Source organism: Caballeronia sp. SL1002 (assembly GCF_057814995.1).
Genome location: NZ_JBYMUW010000002.1, coordinates 1,114,482 through 1,135,184, shown reverse-complemented (window position 1 = coordinate 1,135,184; position 20,703 = coordinate 1,114,482). Strand labels below are relative to the sequence as shown.

At 65.6% G+C, this 20,703-nt stretch carries 14 protein-coding genes; 10 read left to right on the top strand and 4 right to left on the bottom strand.

Translation table 11 applies throughout. The annotated features are described in order from the left end of the window. The first annotated feature begins 37 nt into the window (after positions 1 to 37). The 8 genes from tssJ to AC3D25_RS08015 all read left to right on the top strand — a co-directional run bounded on the left by tssJ (position 38) and on the right by AC3D25_RS08015 (position 13,332). On the top strand, positions 38 to 574 hold the full coding sequence (gene tssJ / locus AC3D25_RS08050; RefSeq protein ID WP_488887897.1) for a type VI secretion system lipoprotein TssJ: 537 nt from the start codon (positions 38 to 40) through the stop codon (positions 572 to 574). 93 nt (positions 575 to 667) lie between these two features. Next, positions 668 to 1,999: a type VI secretion system baseplate subunit TssK gene (gene tssK / locus AC3D25_RS08045; RefSeq protein WP_488887896.1), complete on the top strand. Its 1,332-nt coding sequence runs from the start codon at positions 668 to 670 to the stop codon at positions 1,997 to 1,999. Between the two features lie 41 nt (positions 2,000 to 2,040). Next, positions 2,041 to 3,342, top strand: coding sequence for a DotU family type VI secretion system protein (locus tag AC3D25_RS08040; protein ID WP_488887895.1), 1,302 nt, complete (start codon positions 2,041 to 2,043; stop codon positions 3,340 to 3,342). Positions 3,343 to 4,317: 975 nt separating this feature from the next. Continuing rightward, the gene (gene tssM, locus AC3D25_RS08035) at positions 4,318 to 7,938 is read left to right on the top strand and encodes a type VI secretion system membrane subunit TssM (RefSeq protein WP_488887894.1); all 3,621 of its coding nucleotides are present in this window, start codon (positions 4,318 to 4,320) and stop codon (positions 7,936 to 7,938) included. 8 nt (positions 7,939 to 7,946) lie between these two features. Next, positions 7,947 to 8,699 carry a type VI secretion system-associated protein TagF gene (gene tagF, locus AC3D25_RS08030; RefSeq protein ID WP_488887893.1) on the top strand — a complete coding sequence of 251 codons (753 nt, stop codon included), beginning with the start codon at positions 7,947 to 7,949 and terminating at the stop codon, positions 8,697 to 8,699. Further along, positions 8,696 to 10,609 (top strand): serine/threonine protein kinase, encoded by a 1,914-nt coding sequence (locus AC3D25_RS08025; RefSeq protein ID WP_488887892.1) that lies wholly within the window; start codon positions 8,696 to 8,698, stop codon positions 10,607 to 10,609. The genes tagF and AC3D25_RS08025 overlap by 4 nt, the downstream gene beginning before the upstream one ends. A gap of 54 nt (positions 10,610 to 10,663) precedes the next feature. Beyond that, entirely contained in the window at positions 10,664 to 12,550 is a 1,887-nt protein-coding gene (mltA, locus tag AC3D25_RS08020; RefSeq protein ID WP_488887891.1) for a murein transglycosylase A, read from the top strand. A 23-nt stretch (positions 12,551 to 12,573) separates the two neighbouring features. Beyond that, on the top strand, positions 12,574 to 13,332 hold the full coding sequence (locus tag AC3D25_RS08015; RefSeq protein ID WP_488887890.1) for a response regulator: 759 nt from the start codon (positions 12,574 to 12,576) through the stop codon (positions 13,330 to 13,332). Positions 13,333 to 14,673: 1,341 nt separating this feature from the next. Here AC3D25_RS08015 and AC3D25_RS08010 read toward each other — a convergent pair. Next, the gene (locus AC3D25_RS08010) at positions 14,674 to 16,470 is read right to left on the bottom strand and encodes an ATP-binding response regulator (protein ID WP_488887889.1); all 1,797 of its coding nucleotides are present in this window, start codon (positions 16,468 to 16,470) and stop codon (positions 14,674 to 14,676) included. A gap of 240 nt (positions 16,471 to 16,710) precedes the next feature. Here AC3D25_RS08010 and AC3D25_RS08005 point away from each other — a divergent pair, with 240 nt between their 5' ends. Beyond that, a complete protein-coding gene (locus AC3D25_RS08005; protein ID WP_488887888.1) occupies positions 16,711 to 17,490 on the top strand; it encodes a hypothetical protein in 780 nt (259 codons plus the stop codon). 236 nt (positions 17,491 to 17,726) lie between these two features. On the opposite strand, the gene AC3D25_RS08000 is transcribed toward AC3D25_RS08005, so the two are convergent. Both AC3D25_RS08000 and AC3D25_RS07995 read right to left on the bottom strand, forming a co-directional pair. Next, positions 17,727 to 19,280 carry a sensor histidine kinase gene (locus AC3D25_RS08000; protein WP_488887887.1) on the bottom strand — a complete coding sequence of 518 codons (1,554 nt, stop codon included), beginning with the start codon at positions 19,278 to 19,280 and terminating at the stop codon, positions 17,727 to 17,729. A gap of 153 nt (positions 19,281 to 19,433) precedes the next feature. Continuing rightward, a complete protein-coding gene (locus AC3D25_RS07995) occupies positions 19,434 to 20,108 on the bottom strand; it encodes a DUF2278 family protein (RefSeq protein WP_488887886.1) in 675 nt (224 codons plus the stop codon). Between the two features lie 28 nt (positions 20,109 to 20,136). On the opposite strand from AC3D25_RS07995, the gene AC3D25_RS07990 reads away from it, so the two are divergent. Further along, positions 20,137 to 20,334 (top strand): hypothetical protein, encoded by a 198-nt coding sequence (locus tag AC3D25_RS07990; protein WP_488887885.1) that lies wholly within the window; start codon positions 20,137 to 20,139, stop codon positions 20,332 to 20,334. Between the two features lie 41 nt (positions 20,335 to 20,375). Here AC3D25_RS07990 and AC3D25_RS07985 read toward each other — a convergent pair whose 3' ends face one another. Then, complete coding sequence (locus tag AC3D25_RS07985; RefSeq protein WP_488887884.1) at positions 20,376 to 20,699, bottom strand: hypothetical protein; 324 nt, start codon at positions 20,697 to 20,699, stop codon at positions 20,376 to 20,378. Between the last annotated feature and the right edge of the window lie 4 nt (positions 20,700 to 20,703).

The following is a 20,703-nucleotide window of genomic DNA, read 5'->3' as shown; positions in this document are numbered from 1 at the left end:
GGCGGACATCCGTGCGCCGGACGCCGTGAGAGACACCATGAGAAGCCGCGAATTCACCGCTGACACGCTCACCGTTCCGGGCCACTGGCGCTTGCTCGGCGGCTTCTTTGCCGCGCTGCTTGCAGCGCTCGCGGGCGCGCTTTTCATGTCGCTTGGCGGTTGCAAGTCGGCCCCGCCGCCGCCCGCGCCGACCATCGTCAAACTGAGCGTCGAAGCGCTCGCGGGCGTGAATCCGAGCGCGTCCGGCCGGCCCTCGCCGATCGTCGTGCGGATCTATGAACTGAAGTCGCGGGCGGCCTTCGATCATGCCGATTTCTTCACGCTCTGGGGCCACGACCAGACCGCGCTCGACGACGAGAAAAACGGCGCGAAGATCGAATACACATTGCGTCCCGGCGATCACCAGAGCGTCGACCAACCGGTCCAGCCGGGCACGAAGTTCATCGGCGTGGTGGCGGGTTATCTCAATCTCGAAGGGTCGCGCTGGCGCGCCGTCGCCGACGTGCCGCCCAACAAGACGACACCGCTCGCCGTGCGCCTCGACGCGGCCGATGTGACGATCGGGCCGCCGTAAACCCTCAGTCCTAGTGCGTCTTCCAAATTCGCGCGCCTCGCTCGTTCTTAAGGCAAGTCCCTTGCCGCTCAACCGCCCGCCTGCGAGCCATCCATGACCTGGCATCAACGAACGATCTGGTCCGAAGGGTTGTTCCTCACGCCCCAGCACTTTCAGCAACACGACCGCTTCGTCGAGAACCTCGTGCGCTCGCACGCGCGGGCAACGGCGGCGTGGTCGTGGGGCTGGGTGACGTGCGTGATCGATGAGGTTGCGCTCGGGCTGGGCAAGATCGCGATCGAATCGGCGTTCGGCGTGCTGCCCGACGGGACGCCGTTCTCGTTTCCCGGCGAAGGCCCCGCGCCCGAGCCGCTCGACATTCCCGCCGACGCGCGCGACGAATGCATTCTTCTCGCGTTGCCGCTCGCGCGCACCGGCGCGCAGGATGTGGATGCCGAAGGCGGTCCGGCGGGCGCGCTGCGCTTCGTCGCGACCGATGCCGAGGTGGCCGATGTCACCGTCGGCACGCAGCGCACGGCCGAACTTCTCGTCGCCACGCCGAACCTACGCCTCATGCTCGCGCGCGACGCGACCGATGCCTACGCGACCATCGGCGTTGCGCGCGTGATCGAGCGTCGCGCGGACAATCGCGTGCTGCTCGACACCCGCTACATCCCGCCGATGCTGCACGCGCTCGCTCATCCGCGCCTGCTCGGTTTCGTGCAGGAACTCGCGGGGCTGCTGCATCAGCATGGCGAGCGGATCGCCGCGCGCATCGCGCAGCCGGGACGCGGCGGTGTCGCGGAAATTGCCGATTTTTTGCTGCTGCAGACGCATAACCGCTACGAGCCGCAGTTCGCGCATCTGCTGAACGTGCCGCTGCTGCATCCGGACGAAGCGTACCGGCTCGCCATCGCGCTCGCGGGCGACCTTGCATGTTTCGACGAACGCCGCCGCGCAATCGCGTTTCCGACCTATCGGCACGACGATCTCGAAGCGTCGTTCGAGCCGGTCATGAAGGAATTGCGCAAGCTGCTCGAACGCGTGCGCGAACCGGACGCGATGCCGATCGAATTGCAGAACCGCAAGTTCGGCGTGCGCGTTGCGGCTATCGCGGATCTCGAACTCGTGAAACGCGCGGGTTTCGTGCTCGCCGTCAACGCGCAAATGCCCGGCGAATCGCTGCGCGTGCGCTTCCCGACGCAGACGACGATCGGCCCGGTCGATCGCATTCGCGATCTCGTCAATCTGCATCTGCCGGGTATCGCGTTGCGGCCGCTGCCGGTCGCGCCGCGCCAGATTCCGTTTCATGCCGGCTTCAGTTATTTCGAACTCGATCGCGGCGGCGAACTGTGGAAGCAACTGGAGCAGACCGGCAATCTCGCGATGCATATCGCGGGCGAGTTTCCCGCGCTCGAACTTGAATTCTGGGCGATCCGCCAGTAATCCGTGGACATGACACGAAGCGACCTCAACCCGTGACCGACATGACGAGCGACGACCCCTTCGCCGGTTTCGAATCGGACCAGACGATCATCAAGCCGAACCCCGGCGCTCGGCCGCGTCCGGCTGCGCCCGAGCCGTATCAGGCAGCGACGCGCCAAGCGTCCCCCGACCTGCCGCTCGATGCCGCGTTCGGGCACGGCGGCGCGTCCAATCCGCTGGTTGCGGCCTGCACGCCGCTGTTGCGCCTCGCGCCGCAGATCCGCGCGATGACGTCCTGCGCCGATCCCGCCGCGCTGTGCGACTCGCTCGCGCGCGGCATCCGCCATGTCGAGACCGAGGCGCGCGCCACCGGCGTGCCGCAGGAGCAGATCACGGCGGCGCGCTACATCGTTTGCACGATGCTCGACGAAGCCGCATCGGCGACACCCTGGGGCGCGGGCGCGTGGGCGCGGCAAAGCCTGCTCGTGTTGTTTCACAACGAGACGTGGGGCGGCGAGAAAGTGTTTCAACTGCTCGCGCGGCTCGCGCAGAAACCCGCGCAGCATCTGCATCTGCTTGAACTCCTGAGCGTGGTGCTGGCGCTCGGCTTCGAAGGACGTTATCGCGTCGCGAACGACGGCCGCCGCACGCTCGCCGCCGTGCGCGAGCGGCTCTATCAGATGATCCGCGCCGAACGCGGCGAACCCGAGCGCGCACTGTCGCCGCACTGGACGGGCGTCGCCACCGCGCGCCGGCGCGTGAGCGACGCGCTGCCGGTTTGGGTGATCGGCGCGCTTGCGCTTTTCGTGCTCGCGGGGGTTTATCTGGCGCTCAGCTTCCGGTTGAGCCGGCTGTCGGACCCGGTGTTCGACACGATCGCATCGATCCGCGCGGGCGCGGCGCGCGCCACCGTCATCGCCCCGGCTGCGCGGCCCCGGCTTGCCGAGTTTCTGGCGCCCGAGATTCGCGACGGGCTCGTGACCGTCAGCGATCAGGTGGACCGGTCGGTCGTGACCCTTCGCGGCGATGGCATGTTCGAGCCGGGCAGCGCCGAACTCACGGCGCGGATGAAGCCGCTTTTGCAGCGCATCGCGGCGGGGCTGAACGCCGTGCCGGGGAAGGTGCTGGTGGCCGGACATACTGATAACCAGCCGATCCGCTCGGCTCGCTTTCCATCGAATTGGGAGTTGTCGCAGGCGCGGGCGGCCAATGTGCGCGATTTGCTCGGCGGGACCGTGGCGGCGGCGCGGCTGACCGCCGAGGGGGAAGCGGATGCCGATCCGCTCGCGCCCAATGACACGCCCGCTGGGCGGGCCCGGAATCGGCGGGTTGAGGTGACGTTGTTTGCTCGGCCTGGGGGGTGAGGTCGCTGGCGCTTGGGGTTGGGGTTTGGTTGGGGTTTGGTTTGGGTTTGGTCTGGTTGTTACGTGGTCGGCCCGCGCTTTCTGCGAACTTGCCTTCGCGTAGGTCTATTAGCTCGCCGCTATGCTCGGCAGCAGTCACTTTCTTTAGCTAGCTGCAAAGAAAGTAACCAAAGAAAGCAGCACGAGATTCGGCGCCGTGGGGGCGGCTTCAGGGTGGGTTACACCGTCTGATGCGCGGGCGCTTCTTGGGAACTTGCTTTCGTGTAGGTCTATTAGCACGCCGCTATGCGCGGCAGCAGTCACTTTCTTTGCTGCTGCAAAGAAAGTAACCAAAGAAAGCAGCGTGACCTACTAAGTGTCCACCACGAACCGTAACCGGGAGCGGCGCGCAAGCTGATTCGGCCATCGCACCACACAACAGAGTGGAACCGCTCATTCATCCCGGCAGGCATAAATGCCTGCCGGTAAGGCATAACCAAACAACCAAACCGACCGCCAAGCCGAACCACGAACCACGAACCACGAACCGCGAGATGCGAGATGCGAGATGCGAGATGCAAGTGAGCGTGGTGAGGGAATTGGTTTTTGTTGCGCCCGTCGTCCTCGCGTAGCGAGGATGGAACTGACAGGTGCTGTGCCAATTCGAAAAACTGCGCGATGGCCGAGTCAGCTTGCGCGCCTATCCGCGAGGTTATGTGTGGTGGACACTTAGGCGGATAAGCTGCTTTCTTTGCTTACTTTCTTTGCAGCAGCAAAGAAAGTGAGTCCCGCCCCGGACAGGGGCATCGCTAATAAACGTACACGAAAGCAAGTTCCCAGGAAGCGTCAAGTGACCAAAGCAACAACGGGCGCCAGCAAACGCAAAAACCAGTACAAGTTCCCCACAAGCACAGGCAAACAAAAACCAAACCACATCCGCAGCAACGCATCACCAGCCTACTAGGCGCAACTGCAAGAACCCCCTCCGGGATGGCCATGAAAAAAGTCCTGTCGATCGTGTTTCATCCGTTCCTTCTACTGCTCGCAGGACTGCTGCTAGTGGCCGCCGTGATCTGGCTCTTCGGTCCGCTCATCGCAGTGGCCGGCCGCTATCCGCTCGAATCGGAGATGGCGCGCTGGATCGCCATAGGCGTCATGATTTTGCTCGTCGTGCTGCGCCAATTACTCAACGCATGGCGCGCGCATCGCACGCAAGCGGCACTCACAGGCGGTCTCGCCGCCGAACCGGTCAAGGCAACAACCCCCGATACGAACAACGCCGAAACCGCGACGCTCGCGCAGCGCTTCGACGAAGCCCTGCACGCGCTACGCGACGCGCGCATCGCGGCGTCCGGAAGAAAGCCCGGCTGGCGCGACTGGCTCTCGCTGTCGTCGCGTCAATATCTCTACCAACTGCCGTGGTACATGTTCATCGGCGCGCCCGGTTCGGGCAAGACCACGGCGCTCATCCACTCCGGCCTCACGTTCCCGCTCGCGGAACGCTTCGGCACGGCGTCGATCCGCGGCGTCGGCGGCACGCGCAACTGCGACTGGTGGTTCACTGACGAAGCCGTGCTGATCGATACCGCCGGGCGCTACACGACGCACGAAAGCGACCGCGATGCCGACAGCCGCGCATGGCAAAGCTTTCTAGCGCTTCTGAAAAAGACGCGCCCGCGCCAGCCGATCAACGGCGTCCTGCTGACAGTCAGCGTGCCCGATCTGGCCGGTGCATCGGCGGCCTCAAGCGACGACATGGCGGCGGCCCTCCGCGCGCGCGTCCACGAACTCACCGAGCAGTTCGGCACGCGCGTGCCGGTCTACGTGCTCATCACGAAGGCCGACTTGCTCGCGGGCTTTACGGAATTCTTCGCGGATATGAAACAGGACGACCGCGCGCAGGTCTTCGGCTTCACGCTCCCCTTCGATCCCGACGCGCCGCCCACTGCGCCCAACGCGTTCGGCGAGCGCGTGGACGCGGAACTCGCCGCGCTGGAAGCACGCCTCGTCGCGCGAATGCCCGAACGCCTGCAAGCGGAAAGCGGACTCGCGCAGCGCGCGGCCATCGTCGGTTTCGTGCAGCAGTTCGCGTGGTTCAGGCCGCTCGTTGCATCGTTTTTGCAGAAGACCTTCGTCCAGTCGAAACACGACGACCGCGCGCTCGTGCGCGGCGTCTACTTCACGAGCGGCACGCAGGAAGGCACGCCGATCGACCGTGTGATGGGCGCGCTCGCCCGCGCGTTCGGCGTCGAAAACCGCGTGCCGCCCGCGCCCGCCGCGAGCGGCCGCAGCTTCTTTCTCAAGCGTTTTTTAAGCGAAGTCGTGTTCGCGGAGCAAGGCATCGCCGGGGCGAATCTGAAGTGGGCGCGGCGGCGGCATCTCGCGCGGCTTACCGGTTATCTCGCCATCGCCGCGATGTTCGCGCTGGCGCTCGCGCTCTGGGGCGTGAGCTACGTGCATAACCGCGCGTATATCGCGAGCGTCGACGCGGCGGCCCACGCGACGCAAACCGCCGTCGCCACGACCAACCAGTCGAACGCGAGCCTCATCGCGCTGTTGCCGCTGCTCGATGCCGTGCAGCATCTGGCGTCGTCGGGTCAAGTGGATGCGAACCACGCGCCGCTCGCGATGCAATGGGGTCTGTGGCAAGGCCGCAAGCTCGATTCGGCCGCGCAAGCCGCGTATCGGCGCTTGCTGGACGATCTGTTCCTGCCGAGGCTCGCCGCGCGGATCGAAGAGCAGGCGCGCGGCGCGAACGCGGCGAATCCGGGCTACGCGTACGAGGCGCTCAAAGCGTATCTGATGCTGCATCAGCCCGAGCATCAGGACCCCGACGCGTTGAAGGCGTGGATCGTGACGGACTGGGACCGGACCTTGCCGCGCGATGTCGGCAACGATCAGCGCGCGGCGCTCAACGCTCATCTCGCCGCGCTCCTCGCGCGCGGCGCGGTGCATCCGGACCTGCCATTCGACGCCACGCTCGTCACGCACGTGCGCGCGATGCTGGCGGGCAATCCGCTCGCGGTGCGCGTCTACGGGCGCTTGCGGCAACAGGGCGTCGGCGCGGATTATCCGGACTTCACGGTGGCGCGCGCGGCCGGGCCGAATGCGTCGATCGTATTCGTGCGCGCGAGCGGCGCGCCGCTCACGAGCGGCGTCGCGGGCCTCTACTCCTACGACGGCTATCACCAGGCGTTCCTGAAATCGATCGATCAGGTCGCACTGCAACTCGCCTCGGAAGAACCCTGGGTGCTCGGCATTCGCGATCAGAGCGGCTTGCCGCGCGGCGATCCGGCCGCGATGCTGCGCCTGACCGAGGACGTGCGTCTTCTGTATCTGCAGGACTACGCGCGGGTCTGGAAGACTTTCCTCGACGATATCCGCATCGTCCATGCAGGCACGCTCACCGAGGCCACGCAGATCGCGCGCGTGTTGTCCGCGCCCGATTCGCCGCTCGCCGCGCTCGCCCGCGCCGCATCGCGCGAGACGACGCTCGGCGCGAAGCCGGCGGGCGAAGCGAGTGTCGTCGATAAAGCCGGGGACAAAGTGGATGCAGCGCGGCAGAAGCTGCTGAAAATCATCGGCGAGCCGGACCCGACGCAGATCGCGCCGGTCGCGCCGGGCAACCGGCTGGAGAGCATCGTCGATGACCGTTTCGCCGCGTTGCGCGCGCTCGTGACGAGTCCCGGCGAAGGCCAGCCCGCGCCGATCGCGCAGGTCATGGCGCTGGTGAACGACGTCTACCTGTACCTCTCCGCCGCCGACCAGGCGCTCCAGCAAAAGACCGCGCCGCCCGCCTCCGACGTGCCCGCGCGGCTGCGCGCACAAGCCGAGCGGATGCCCGAGCCGATCCGCGCCGCGCTCGTCGATCTCGGCAGCCAGGGCGCGGCGCAGGCGCAGGATGCGAAGCGCGCGAACATGTCGGCGGATCTGAAGGAATCGGTCGCCGCGTTCTGCACGCGCGCCATCGCGGGGCGTTATCCGTTCAACCCGTCCTCGACGACCGATGTCCTGCCCGAGGATTTCGGCGCGCTGTTCGCGCCCGGCGGAAAATTCGACGCGTTCTTCCAGAAGAATCTGGCCGCCGATGTCGATATGTCGGCCAAGCCGTGGGCGTTCAAGAAAGTGGACGAAAGCCAGTCGCAGATCAGCCCCGCCGGGCTCGCGCAGTTCGAGCGCGCGGCGGCCATCCGCGACGTGTTCTTCCGCGCGGGCGGCAAGACGCCCGCGCTCACGCTGCAGTTCAAACCGGTGGACATGGACCCGTCCATTCTCCAGTTCGCGCTCGACGTGGACGGCCAGGTGCTGATCTACGCGCACGGCCCGCAGGTGGCATCGGCGATCCAGTGGCCGGGCACGGGCGGGCGCGGACGCGTGAGTCTCCAACTCAGCCCGCCGCCGAGTTCGAACGCATCCGGGCTCGTGTTCGAAGGACCGTGGGCGCTCTTTCGCATGTTCGACCGGCTCACGATCGAGCCGACGCCGCAGCCGGAACGCTTTTTCGTGACCTTCGATGTCGAAGGGCGCAAGGCGCGCTTCGAAGTCACCGCGAACAGCGTGCAGAACCCGTTCCGGCTCGCGGAACTGCGCGCGTTTTCCTGTCCGGGCAGTTTATGAGCGATCCCATGTCGACTTCATCGTCGGCCTCGCTGGAGGGGGTCGCCGGCTGGTACGGCAAGCTGCCGTCGCTCGGCGATTTCGCGGCGCGCCGTCTCTCGGATGCATTCATCGCGCCGTGGGACGCGTGGCTCGCCGAGCGGATCGCGCAGTCGCAGGTGCGGCTCGGCGTGGACTGGCTCGCGCGTTATCTCACCTGCCCGGTGTGGCGCTTTTTCGCGATGCCCGGCGCGATCCATCCGAATCTTCAGGATTGCTGGATGGGCGTCTTGATGGCGTCGGTCGATCGGGTCGGGCGGCATTTTCCGTTGACCGTCGCCGCCGCCGTGCCGTCGCCGCCGATCACCGGCGAGGAGATCGGCGATGTGTGGCGCTGGCTCGGCGCGATCGAGTCGGTTGCGCTGGCGGCGCTCGAATTCGATCACGGTGTCGAGACGCTCGACGCGCAGCTCGCCGCCCTCCCCGTGCCGCGCCTGCCGCCGTGCGGGCCACGCGCGGGCGTGCTCAGCGAAGCGTGGCAGGTGGCGTCGCCGGATGAAATCGGCGCGCGGCTTGCGGCTGCGATCGCCCCGCTCTGGCAGGCAGAAACGTACGGCATGAGCCTGTGGACCGCAATGCGGCCGCGCGCGCAGGCGCAGGCGCAGACGCAGGCGGGAACGCAGGCGGGAACGCCGGACAGCGAGGCGTTCACCATCTGGCCCGCGTGCGGTCTACCCGACAACGACCTGTTCACGACGATGCTGCAGGATCACGCGCCATGACACCGCCCGACCTGCCCAGCGAGCGCAGCAGCACCGAGAACGCGCCAGAGAACGACCGGACGGTGATCGTCGATGCGAGCGCGAGCGCCATGCGCCGCGCGGCCGACGCGGCTTCTGCAACCGCCTCGACTTCGACTTCGACTTCGACTTCGACTTCGACTCCGCCGTCAGTATCGACGCAACCGTCCGACGCTCATTCCAGCGCCCACAACACGCTCGCGCCCGGCACGCGGCTCGCGGAATTCGAGATCGTGTCGCTGATCGGCGAAGGCGGTTTCGGGATCGTGTATCTCGCCTTCGATACCTCGCTCGGCCGACACGTCGCGCTGAAGGAATACATGCCGTCCGCGCTCGCGTCACGTGTCTCGGCCACCGAGGTGAGGGTCAAGTCCGAGCGCCACGAAGGCACCTTTCGCGCGGGTCTGAAGAGTTTCATCAACGAGGCGCGGCTCCTCGCGCAATTCGATCACGCATCGCTCGTGAAGGTGTATCGCTTCTGGGAGGCGAACGGCACGGCGTACATGGTGATGCCGCTTTACAAGGGCGCGACGCTCAAGGAGGCGTTGAAGGCGATGGCGACGACGCGCGGCAAGCCGCCCGACGAAGCGTGGCTGCGCGCGCTGCTCGCGCCGCTCCTCGAAGCGCTCGCGGTGCTGCACGAATCGCACTGCTTTCATCGCGATGTCGCGCCGGACAACATCATCCTGCTCGAAGGCAGCGGACGGCCCGTGCTGCTCGATTTCGGCGCGGCGCGGCGGGTGATCGGCGATATGACGCAGGCGCTCACGGTCATCCTCAAACCGGGCTACGCGCCGATCGAACAATATGCCGAAGTGCCGTCGCTGAAACAAGGCGCTTTCAGCGACCAGTACGCGCTCGCCGCCGTCGTCTATTTCGCGATCGCGGGGAAGACGCCGCCGCCCGCCGTCGGAAGGATGGTCGCGGACAGCTTCCAGCCGCTCTCGAAACTCGCGGCGGGCCGGTATTCCGAACGCTTCCTGCGCACCGTCGATCGCGCGCTCGCCGTGATGCCCGCCGATCGTCCGCAGACCGCGCAGCAGTTCGCCGCGGAACTCGGGATCGTGCTGGATTTGCCGGCTGGTCACGGCGGAGCGTCGGGCAAATCGGACGATGGCGATGGCGATCGCCCCGCACGCCGGCGCGTGTTGGCCGTTTGCGCGGCGGCGGTGCTCGGAATCGCGGGGGCGGGCGCTGTCGTGCGGTATAGCTGGCCGACAGAGTTTCCCCATTCGCCCGGCAGCGAGCGGCGGACGGCAACGGTTGTGGCGAGCGCACCGCCGTTGGCACAATCGACACCGCCGCCAATACAGCCGCCGCCCGTTACGCTCCCGCCCTTCACCGTGACCGGCGAATTCGCGCGCGTCGCCAGTCTCGCCGATCCAACGATCCACCTCACCGCCACGCTCCCGACGCCGCGCGCCATCGTGAATCGCGACAAGCTGCGCTTCACGCTCGAAAGCAATCGCGCGGGTTTCGTGTACGTGTTCGTCGTCGATCCGGCCGGGCAGCTTCTCCTGCTGTTTCCGAACGAACTCGACCGCGAAAACCGCATCGCGGCGGGCGGCAAGCTCGCTTTGCCGCGTTCGAGCTGGCCGATGCTCGCCGGCGAGCCGCTCGGCGCGAACCAGTTCCTCGCGATCGTCGCCGAATCGCCGCGCGATTTTCCGGGTCTGGATCTCGCGCACGACTCCGTTTTCGCGAGCGTATCCGCCGATGCAGAAGCGCGCGCGGCTGCGGCGCGCACGGCTGATTCGTCGCCGTTCGCGGGCGTTGCGCGATGCGGCGGAGGATCGGTGGCATCGGTGGCAAGTAGCGCAACAAGCGCACCGTGCCCCGCTGGTTACGGCGCGGCGACCTTCAAAATCGATGTCGCCGGATCGTCTAAATAGCACGCGCATCCAACCCGGGCCAAGCCTTTGAACCACGCGCGGGACGAGGACATCATGACCACCAAGACATGCGGCGCGGCGGCCCTCGCCGCCCTGCTCGGCGTGGCGCTGGGCGGCTGCGGCAATGTCGGAACGCCTGCGAAAACAGCGCCGGGCGACGCATTCACCACGCAATCCGACACCGCCGATTCCTCCGGCACGCTCGCGCCATCCAGCGGCGCGGATGCCGGCGTCGCCTATCCGCTGACGAACGCGGCGTCCGCCGATCTGGCCGGCACGGCGACCGCTTTCGCCACCCGCAACGCGCTCTACGAGCCGGTCCGTTTCGCGGATTTGCCGGGCTGGAGCACGGATAACGTCGTCGAATCGTGGGACGCGTTCCGGCGAAGCTGCGGCGCGCTCGGCGCGAAACCCGGCTGGTCGGCGCCGTGCACCGCCGCCAAGCAAGTGGACGGCGCGAGCGCGGCGGCCGTGCGGCGCTTCTTCGAGCAAAACTTCACCGTCTACCAGATCCGCAACGTGGACCGCACCGCGCGCGGCGTGCTGACGGGCTACTACGAGCCGACGCTCAACGGCAGCAGGCGTTATGGCAGCCCGTATGTGTATCCGGTGTACGGCGTTCCGCGCGACATGCTGTTTCTCGACCAGCGCCTGTTGCCGCCGAATGCGCGCGGCACGGCGGTCGCGGCGCGGATCGAAAACCGCTCCGTCGTGCCGCTCGCGTCCGTTTCGACGGGGAGCATCAAGGGCGTCTACGCGCTGGAACTGCGCGACAGCGTGCCGGATATCCGCGATAAAAAGCTGCGTCTGCGCCTCGACGGCAACCGCATCGTGCCGTACTACTCGCGCGCCGAAATCGAGCGCGGGCGGCTGAACGCGCCGGTGCTCGCTTACGTGGACGACCCCGCCATGCTCTACTCGATGCAGCTCCAGGGCGCGGGCCGCATCCGCATGCCGGACGGCACGACGCTGCGGCTCGCATATGCGGAGCAGAATGGCTTCGCGTTCAACCCGCCGGTCGCGAGCGCGAGCAGCAAAGGGCGCAAGATTCTGGTGCGCGGCGTGGAAATCGACGTCGATGAAGGCGCGGATGGGTCTCAGGACGGGGCTCAGGACGGGGCTCAGGACGGGTCCGAAGCGGGGTCGCAAACCGGCCGCCCCGACGACGCCGCACCGCAGTCCGCGTTGCTGCGCGACGCCAGGCCGGCGGGGGGATCGGCGGCATCCGATAACGCCGACGCCGCAGCCGACGCCGCCACCGACGCGCCCGCCTCACCGCTGCTGCGCGGCTTCAACCTGGCGAAAACCGCTGCGCCGGCCGGGCGGCCCGCTCGGGCGACGTCTGCTGCGCCTTCGTCTGCGCTTTCGTCCGCGGCTTCGTCCGCGCTTTCGCCTGTGACACCAGCCGCTTATCAGCCGACGCCGCCAACGGGTAAACCAATGGATAAGCCGATGGGTAAACCACTGGACAAACCGGCTATGCCCTACACCTTCGCCTCATCTGATCCCAGCTACGTGTTTTTCCGGACCGTGCCCGATTCGACTGCGGGGCCGCTCGGCGCGCTGGGCGTGCCGTTATCGGCGGGACGCTCCGCCGCGATCGACCCGCGCACGACGCCGCTCGGCGCGCCGGTCTATGTCGCGACGGGCACGGCTGGCGCCGGCGCGCCGTCGATCAACCGTCTGCTGATGGCGCAGGACGCCGGCGGCGCGATTCGCGGCGCGGTGCGCGCGGACTTTTTTTTCGGCTCGGGACCGCAGGCGGGCGCGCAGGCGAGCAAAATGAAGCAGCCGGCGCAAATGTGGGTCTTGTTGCCGAAGGGCTTGAAGATCGCCGCCAAGGACTCACGGGGGCGCGTTCGCGGTGGAAGCGCGCCGCTCGCGCAGGCACCGGATTGCATCGTGAGCGATCCGGAATTATGTGTGGAAGAGCCGCGCTGACGCGGGCGCAACACGGAGACGCTATGAGGTTTCTTGTGGCCGACGACCACGAACTGATCCGGCAGGGCGTGAAATCGCTTTTGCGCGGGCTCGATCCCGACGCCCAGTTCGACGAAGCCGACAGTTGGGAGACGCTCGCCGCCGCCGCCCGGCCCGACGCGAACCACGACCTTGCGATTGTCGACTTGCATATGTCCGGCATGGAGGGCGCGGCGTCGCTCGAAGCGCTGCTCAAGACGAACCCGGCGTTACCGCTGGTGGTGCTCTCGGCGGAGGAATCCGCCGACGAGATGCGCGCGGTGCTCGCAGCGGGCGCGCTCGGTTTCGTGCCCAAGCGCGAGCCTGCGAACGTCATGCTCAAGGCCATCGAACTGGTGCTGTCGGGCGGCGCTTACGTGCCGATCGAAGCGTTGAGCCTGCTCGCGCCGGGCCACGCGAACGTCCCGCAGGTCACCGGCGAGCGGCGTGGTTATCCAGCCTATCCGTCGTACTCGTCCCAATCGTCTCAAACGTCTCAAACGTCCCATCCTTCCGATGCGCAAGTGGCCGTGCTTCAGCCACATCACCGGCACTTGATGGAGAACCTCTCGCCGCGCCAGCAGGAGATCATGCGGCTCGTGCATCGCGGCTGGACGAACAAGATGATCGCGCGGGAGCTTGGCGTCGCAGAGGGGACGGTGAAGGTGCACCTGTCGGTGATTTTTCGGGCGCTTTCGGTTCATAACCGGTCGGCGGCCATTGCGCTGATTAACGGTTGGCTTGAAACCGGGCGATCGCTCTAGCGGGTTTTGCTGGCGCGGGTGGGTCGGGGTGTTGGCGCTTTTGGTTTTGCTGGCGCTCTTGGTTTTGCTGGCGCTCTTGGTTTTGGGCGCGTGCGCTTTCTGGGAACTTGCTTTCGTGTAGGTCTATTAGCACGCCGCTATGCGCGGCAGCAGTCACTTTCTTTGCTGCTGCAAAGAAAGTAACCAAAGAAAGCAGCTTGTCCGCCTAAGTGTCCACCTCGAATAACCTTGCGGATAGGCGCGCAGGCTGACTATGGCAACTCGCATTCGTTAGTATTGGCACAGCAACTGTCAGGTCCTTCCTCGCTGCGCTCGGACGTCGGGCATAGCTGGACTAGCAACGCGCTTTCTCGGAACTTGCTTTCGCGTAAGTCTTTAGCACGCCGCTATGCGCGGCAGCAGTCACTTTCTTTGGCTAGCTGCAAAGAAAGTAACCAAAGAAAGCAGCACGGGATTGGGCGCCGTGGGGCGGCTTGAAGGCGGGTGGGTTACACCGTTGGATGTTCGGGCGCTTTCTGGGAACTTGCTTTCGCGTAGGTCTATTAGCACGCCGCTATGCGCGGCAGCAGTCACTTTCTTTGCTGCTGCAAAGAAAGTAACCAAAGAAAGCAGCTTATCCGCCTAGGTGTCCACCTCGAATAACCTTGCGGATAGGCGCGCAGGCTGACTATGGCAACTCGCATTCGTTAGTATTGGCACAGCAACTGTCAGGTCCTTCCTCGCTGCGCTCGGACGTCGGGCATAGCTGGACTAGCAACGCGCTTTCTCGGAACTTGCTTTCGCGTAAGTCTTTAGCACGCCGCTATGCGCGGCAGCAGTCACTTTCTTTGGCTAGCTGCAAAGAAAGTAACCAAAGAAAGCAGCGTGACCATCTAAGTGTCCACCTCTGGCCGTAACCCGGAGAGGTGCGCAAGCTGATTCGGCCGTCGCGCCACACAACAGAGTGGAGCCGCTCATCCATCCCCGCAGGCACAAAGTGCCTGCAGGAAGGGCATAACCAAACCAACAGACCACTGTTGTCAGATATGCCCATCGTCCGAGCGCAGCGAGGAGGGAACTGACAGGCGCTGTGCCAATACCAACGAATGCGAGTTGCCATAGTCAGCTTGCGCGCCTATCCGCGAGGTTATTCGAGGTGGACACTTAGGCGGATAAGCTGCTTTCTTTGGTTACTTTCTTTGCAGCAGCAAAGAAAGTGACTGCTGCCGCGCATAGCGGCGTGCTAATAGACCTACACGAAAACAAGTTCCCCGAAAGCGCAACAAGATCGAACGGTGTAACCCAGCCAGACACCACCAGCCAGACACCACCAGCCAGCCCACGACCAGCAACACCAAACCCCTACCCCTCCGGCGGAACCCGCTCAAGTTCCGCATCCCTCGCGGCTTGCTGCCAAAGCGCATCCAACGTCCGCCGCAACCGCGTCGGGGTCACCGGCTTGTGCAGCACCGGCACCCCCTGCGCGGCGAGCGCCGCAAGCTCCGGCGACGCCATATCGCCAGTAATGAGCAGCGACACCGCGTCGCCATGTCCGCGCTCGTGCAACACCTGACGCACCGCCCGCAACGCCTGCGCTCCCGTACGCCGGTTGCCGAGCTGGTAATCGCAAAGCAGCGCGTCGGGCACGAATCCCTCTTCCACCAGCCGGATCGCCTCGCGTTCATCGCGCGCGCCGCGCACGATACAGCCCCAGCGCGTCATCAGGCTCTGCAATGCATCGAGAATCGCGGCTTCGTCGTCGATGCAAAGTATCCGGCGCCCCGCCGCCGACGCACCCACCGACGCCGGATCGTTCAGGCTCGCCGTAATCAGGCTCTCGTCGCCGAAACGCAACGGCACGCGCACCGTCGTGCCCTGTCCCGGTGCGGATCGCAATCGCAACTCGCCGCCAAGCAGACGCACGAGCCGCCGCACCGTCGATAACCCCAGCCCATGCCCCTGACGCGGCATCGTCGACACCTGCTCCACCTGATAAAACTCCTCGAATACAAGCTCATGCTCGTGCGGCGCGATGCCTATCCCCGAATCGCGCACCTCCAGATAACCCGACACCGCCCCGCCCGAACGCCGAAAGCCGATCCAGATCGCGCCCTGCTCCGTATAGCGCACCGCGTTCGACACCAGATTGCTCATCACGCGCTCAAGCAGCACCGGGTCGGAGAACGCGACCGCCGTGGTCGGCGCGATCCGCAGCGCCAGTCCCTTCGCGGCGGCGGGCGGCCGGTACTGACTATCGATCCGCGCAAACAACTCGGACACGCGAAAGTGCCGCGGAATGACCTGCGTCACGCCGCTCTCGATCCGCGCGAGATCCAGCACCTGATTGAACAGCCGGTTCAATGCTTCGACATTCGAAATAATGTTGTCCGCCGTTTCGTCGCGCTGAATCGTGCTGGCCGTGGTGTCCTTCAGCGATTCGGCAAGTAATCCGATGGCATGCAGCGGCTGCCGCAAATCGTGGCTCGCGGCGGCGAAAAATCGCGTTTTCGCGAGGCTCGCCTCCTCCGTCACGCGCTGCTGCACGGCAATCGATTCCGCGAGCCGCTGCTGATCGAGCCGCGCCTCCACGATGCTGCGAAAGAGCTTGCGGTAACGCGCCGCATAGATGTTGAGCGCGATGAAATAGAACGTCAGCACGGCGCCGACGACCAGCCGCTCGCGCGTCGGCTCCATGAAGTTGAGCACGACGGCCGGCACGATCAAAAGCGGCACGGCGGTCGCGAAATTGACGAGATCGAAGCCGCTCGACATGAATACGCTCGCCGCGAGCGTCACGAGCAGGACGGTGTGGAGAATCGGGAGATCGGGTTGCGCGCTGTGGAACGCGAACCAGATGGAGAAGCCCGGCGCGCTGTAGAGCGCGACCGCGTGCAACGCGTGCAGGTTGATCCACGCGCGCGAGCGGAGCGCGCGCGGCCAGCGCCGGTTCCAGGCCCAGAGCGCGAGACCCACGCCATTGGCGATGCCGTAGAAACCGACCCACGCGACGAAAAAGCCGCGCTCGGGCAGGAAAGCGGAATAAACGGCGCTCAGGATCGCGATGGAAAAACAGTGCGTGAAAAAGGCAAGCGGATCCTGCGCGTAGAGCACGCGGGCGAGATCGTTGTCGATCTCGCGTTCGATCGGATCGTTCTGCATCCTGTCCGCCCCCTTTTTCTGGCCGTTGGGACTTCGATGACATCAGCGCACGATGGATGAGCCCCGGCCCGGTTCGACGGGCTCTTTTCGACCATTCCGGAGTGAAACCCGTGAGTCCCACTAACGAAGGTATAGCGGGAAGTTTACCCGACGGCTATCACTTAATCCATATGGAAGAACCATTGCGCCGGAACCATACTCGTCTCGCATTCCAAGCCAATGAACCCGTAGGGGGACCACATGGATACGATGACGATGCACCCGAGTGCTCGCGCCGAGGAAACCGCCATACTGCCGGACCTGTGGCGTCGCCGGACTCATCTCACGCACGACGAGATGGTCAAAATGTACCACCTGGTACGCGGCGCGCTGCGTTCCTATCATCCGCTGGAGCTGCAGTCGCTGCGCGAGGACAAGGAAGAACTCGTCGCGCAGTTCATCTACGCGAAGGTGCTGAGGCTCGAACCGGGTCACACCGAGTCGCACGCCTGCCCGGAAAGCGCGCCGTCGAGCAACTACGCGATCTGCGCGTACTTCAAGCGCTATCTGATCGACTGCCTGAGAAGCGCGAGCCATCAGCGCAATGTGTCGATCGAAGTGGAAGGTGTCGGACAGGAAGTGGACGAACGGGCCCACGCAATCGACGATCCGGTGCGCTCCGTGCTGATTCAGTACGGCCTCGACGAAGCCCGCGTGCGCGGCCTCGCGCGCAGCTTTATCGCGGAACTGGACGAGCATGAGCGCATCGTTCTCGCGGGAAGCCTCGGCTGGTGTTCGGGGCAGAAAGGCGGGCTGTCGGGCATCGCGGCGATGCATCGCGTGCCGTCCTACCACTACCGCGCGGTGAAACTGGGCGTGACGCTCAAGAAGTCCGCGCTGCCCGCCGATTTCGCGGCGACCAAGATTGGCCGCTGGCTTTCCGACGTGATCGGGATCGACATCACGCTCGAAAACCGCACTGCCATCCTGCTCGTGTTCAATTTGCTCGCGGTGGAATCGAGCGAGCGCATCGCGAATTGAGCGACGGGCCAACGGGTAATCGGCGCGACCGCGGCTGCTTCGTCAACGGCGCTTCAGGAAGCTACTTCGGGAAGCTACTTCCAGGAAGCCACTTCGGGAAGCTATTTCGGGAAGCTACTTCGGGAAGCCATTTCAGGAAGCTACTTCAGGAAGCCACTTCGGGAAGCCACTTCGGGAAGCCACTTCGGGAAATCACTTCAGGAAGCTACTTCGGGAAGCCGCATCACGAAGCCGCATCACGAAGCAGGAAACGTCACCACGATCCGGCTGAACGGCACCGAGCGGTCGACGCTCACCGCGCTCGGCCCCTGTCCCGCGTAAGTCCGCACGAGCCGCATGCCGAGTCCAGTGCCGCGCGGCTTCGGGAAGTCTTCGGGAAATCCGTCGCCTTCGTCCTCGACGGTGAGCCGCAAGCTCGCTCCCGCGCGCGCCAGCGCGATGCGCACCGTGCCGCGCCCGTACTTCAGCGCATTCGTGATGAGTTCGGCGGCGACGAGCCCAAGCGGCGCGAGCCGCGCGGCGGGCAGCACGAGCGAAGGTGCGTCGAGCAGCAACTCGCGGTCGGTCGCGAGGCCAGACAGATCGTGAATCAGGCCCTTCAGGTATTCGCCGGCGTCGGTTGCCTGCGCGCCATTGTCCTCGTAGAGCCGCTGATGCACGGAGCCGACCGTCATCACGCGCGTCGCTGCCGCCTGCAACTGTGCGGCGACCACCTGATCGCCCGCCAGGTTGCCCTGCAGCGCGAGCAACGTATGCACCAGTTGCAGGCTGTTGCGCACGCGGTGATGCACCTCTTTCATCATCAGCGCGGAATCGCCGAGCTGGCTTTCCTGGCTCGATACGAGCGCGATCAGCTTCTGCTCGTTCGCATGGCGCTCGGTGACGTCGCGCAAGGCGAACACGATCCGGCGCACTTCGCCTCCTTCGTCGCGCACCGGCGCAACCGACACGTCCCACCAGTGGTCGTCGCCACCGCGCGCGGGACAGCGTGCCTCGAAGCGGTTCGCCTCGCCTTCGAGCGCGCGCCGCAGCGCCGTGTCGACGTGACGACGTTCCTCGTCCGGCCACATGTCGCAGCAATGCTGTGCTTCGGCGCTCGAAAGGGGGTCGAGATCGAACTGCGCGAGCGCGCTGTCGTTCACGAATTCGACGCGGCCATCGAGCGAAAGGACCTGGATGCAGTCCGTGCTCGCATTGAGCACCGTGGTCGAGAACAACTCGTCGGGCTCGCGATGCGCTTCGGCGGCGAGCCGTTCCCGGCTCATCGAAATGACGTTTGCGACGCCTTCCAGGAAGACGATGTCCGTTTCGATGAAGTCTTCGTCGTCGGCGCTGTCGGCTTCGAGCACGCCGTAGGTTTGCGGCACGCCGCGAATGGGCACGTTGATCGCGCGTTTGATGCCATGCGCCGCGAGCAGTTCGGGCGTGCGAAAGCGATGTTCGCCGCCGAGATGGTTCGACAGCACCGGGCGGCCGCACGAGTACGCGAAGCCGGCGGGACTGGCGTCGTCGGCGCCGAGTTCGAGCGTGCCGACGAGCGACGGATCCCAGCCCACGCCCGCTTCGAGCAGGAACGATTCGCTTTCCGGCATATATCGTAAGACCTTTACGAAGCGCGAGCGCAAACCCTGCGAGACGATCGCGCAGGCTTCCGCCATCAGCGCGTCGGGGCTGTGCAGACGCAGCACGGCGGTGGCGAACTGCACGGCGAGTTCATGCTGACGCCGCAAGCGGGCCGCCGAAACTTGCACAGCACTCTTGATGGTTTCCTCGGACGGCAGCGATTCCATCTGGTTTATCTCCGTTTGCGGCTTCGCGCTGATCCGCGTGACGGCTGCCGCGTACGCCGCTCCGCCATTATGCATGGCGAGAAAATCGAATCAATCGGGAGAATCGGGTGAATCGCGCGCGGGATTGGTGCGGCGCGGTATGACTTGCGGCGGCTATTTGGGCTGGCCGTTTGCGTCGGTATCGAAGGTCTGCGACTGGAATGCGAAAAAGAAGCCGCGCCACACGCCCGCCGGATAGGCGATCACGAGCGCGCCGTCCTGATACGCGCCGTTATCGGCGGCGTAGCTGCCCGAATTGCCCTGATTCATATGAATGTCGTGGACGCCGTTGCCCGGCACGAAGTGAAAATACTGATCGGGACGATTCGCCTCCGGTCCCCAGCGCGAGCCGAACGCGTAAACGGTCGATCCCGCCTGCGCCATCGCGGCCACCACGGCGGCTTCGAGCAGATCCTTCAAATCGTTCGACGCGCCCGGCCGATCCGGCGGCACCGGCTTCATCGCGGCGGTATCGACGAGTCCGCCGCGCACGTAGTCGATCGCTATCCCGCCCGGCTTCGAGTCCAGTTTCGTGAAACCGGGCGGCAGCGCGAGCAAGGCCTCGGTGAACGCGGCGGGGAACGTGTCGAGCGACTCGAACAGGACGGTCGAGGGCGCGTGCGGCGCGGCGGATTTCACGTTCGACGCGATCCGGAACGAGGTCGTCGCCGTGGTCCCGGTCGTCCCCGCGCCCGCGGCGGCTTGCACGAGTATCTGGTAATGGTCGTCGTCGGCGTCGCGCAAGTGGCCCGTGACCGTGCCCTTCAATACGCCGTAGTTGATCGTCATGGTTCGCTCCGTTGGATGAACCGCCATCATGCCGTCTCTTCACGCGCCTTGCCGGGTCCCGCACCATACGGCCACGTCTCGCCGCCGCAACGCGCGCGCGATGGCGGCGGCGAACGGCATGCGCTTCATCACGGTGGCGAGCAGCGAACGCGGCGAGCGCGCGCTCGATCGCGGCGCGCCTGGCCGCACGGTTATCCGGGAATCGAAACGCAGGCGATTCAGGTGATCGGCGGATGGCTCGGGAACCTGGCGAAGCCGCGATGCGCGTCAGCGAGCAGGCGCGATCAGATCGACGCGCAGTGCCGGAAGCTCCGGTCCGTTCTTTTTCACGCGGATCACGGTGCCGTAGACGCGCACCGGCCGGTTCTGCCATTGCGCGGCCTGCTGCGCGCTGAGCCCTTCGAGTTGCCAGACGCCGTCGGTCGTCGCGACGACCGGATACGCGAACGGCGCATTGCCGCGCATGTCCATCTTGCCGGCGAGATCGAGCCGCTGTCCCGCCACGATGTCGGGCGGCGGAGGCGCCGCCGTCGTGCAACCGAAAGCGGACAGCGCGAGAACGGACAGAAGCAGGAAGCGGCGAGCGTGCATCGAA

What these genes read in the sequence shown, in the direction of transcription:
- tssK (WP_488887896.1), top strand. Translation starts at nt 668, where the DNA reads ATGACCTGGCATCAACGAACGATCTGGTCCGAAGGGTTGTTCCTCACG.
- tssJ (WP_488887897.1), top strand. Translation starts at nt 38, where the DNA reads ATGAGAAGCCGCGAATTCACCGCTGACACGCTCACCGTTCCGGGCCAC.
- tagF (WP_488887893.1), top strand. Translation starts at nt 7,947, where the DNA reads ATGTCGACTTCATCGTCGGCCTCGCTGGAGGGGGTCGCCGGCTGGTAC.
- AC3D25_RS08000 (WP_488887887.1), bottom strand. Translation starts at nt 19,280, where the DNA reads ATGGAATCGCTGCCGTCCGAGGAAACCATCAAGAGTGCTGTGCAAGTT.
- mltA (WP_488887891.1), top strand. Translation starts at nt 10,664, where the DNA reads ATGACCACCAAGACATGCGGCGCGGCGGCCCTCGCCGCCCTGCTCGGC.
- AC3D25_RS07990 (WP_488887885.1), top strand. Translation starts at nt 20,137, where the DNA reads ATGCCGTCTCTTCACGCGCCTTGCCGGGTCCCGCACCATACGGCCACG.
- AC3D25_RS08010 (WP_488887889.1), bottom strand. Translation starts at nt 16,470, where the DNA reads ATGCAGAACGATCCGATCGAACGCGAGATCGACAACGATCTCGCCCGC.
- AC3D25_RS08040 (WP_488887895.1), top strand. Translation starts at nt 2,041, where the DNA reads ATGACGAGCGACGACCCCTTCGCCGGTTTCGAATCGGACCAGACGATC.
- AC3D25_RS07995 (WP_488887886.1), bottom strand. Translation starts at nt 20,108, where the DNA reads ATGACGATCAACTACGGCGTATTGAAGGGCACGGTCACGGGCCACTTG.
- AC3D25_RS08005 (WP_488887888.1), top strand. Translation starts at nt 16,711, where the DNA reads ATGGATACGATGACGATGCACCCGAGTGCTCGCGCCGAGGAAACCGCC.
- AC3D25_RS08015 (WP_488887890.1), top strand. Translation starts at nt 12,574, where the DNA reads ATGAGGTTTCTTGTGGCCGACGACCACGAACTGATCCGGCAGGGCGTG.
- AC3D25_RS08025 (WP_488887892.1), top strand. Translation starts at nt 8,696, where the DNA reads ATGACACCGCCCGACCTGCCCAGCGAGCGCAGCAGCACCGAGAACGCG.
- AC3D25_RS07985 (WP_488887884.1), bottom strand. Translation starts at nt 20,699, where the DNA reads ATGCACGCTCGCCGCTTCCTGCTTCTGTCCGTTCTCGCGCTGTCCGCT.
- tssM (WP_488887894.1), top strand. Translation starts at nt 4,318, where the DNA reads ATGAAAAAAGTCCTGTCGATCGTGTTTCATCCGTTCCTTCTACTGCTC.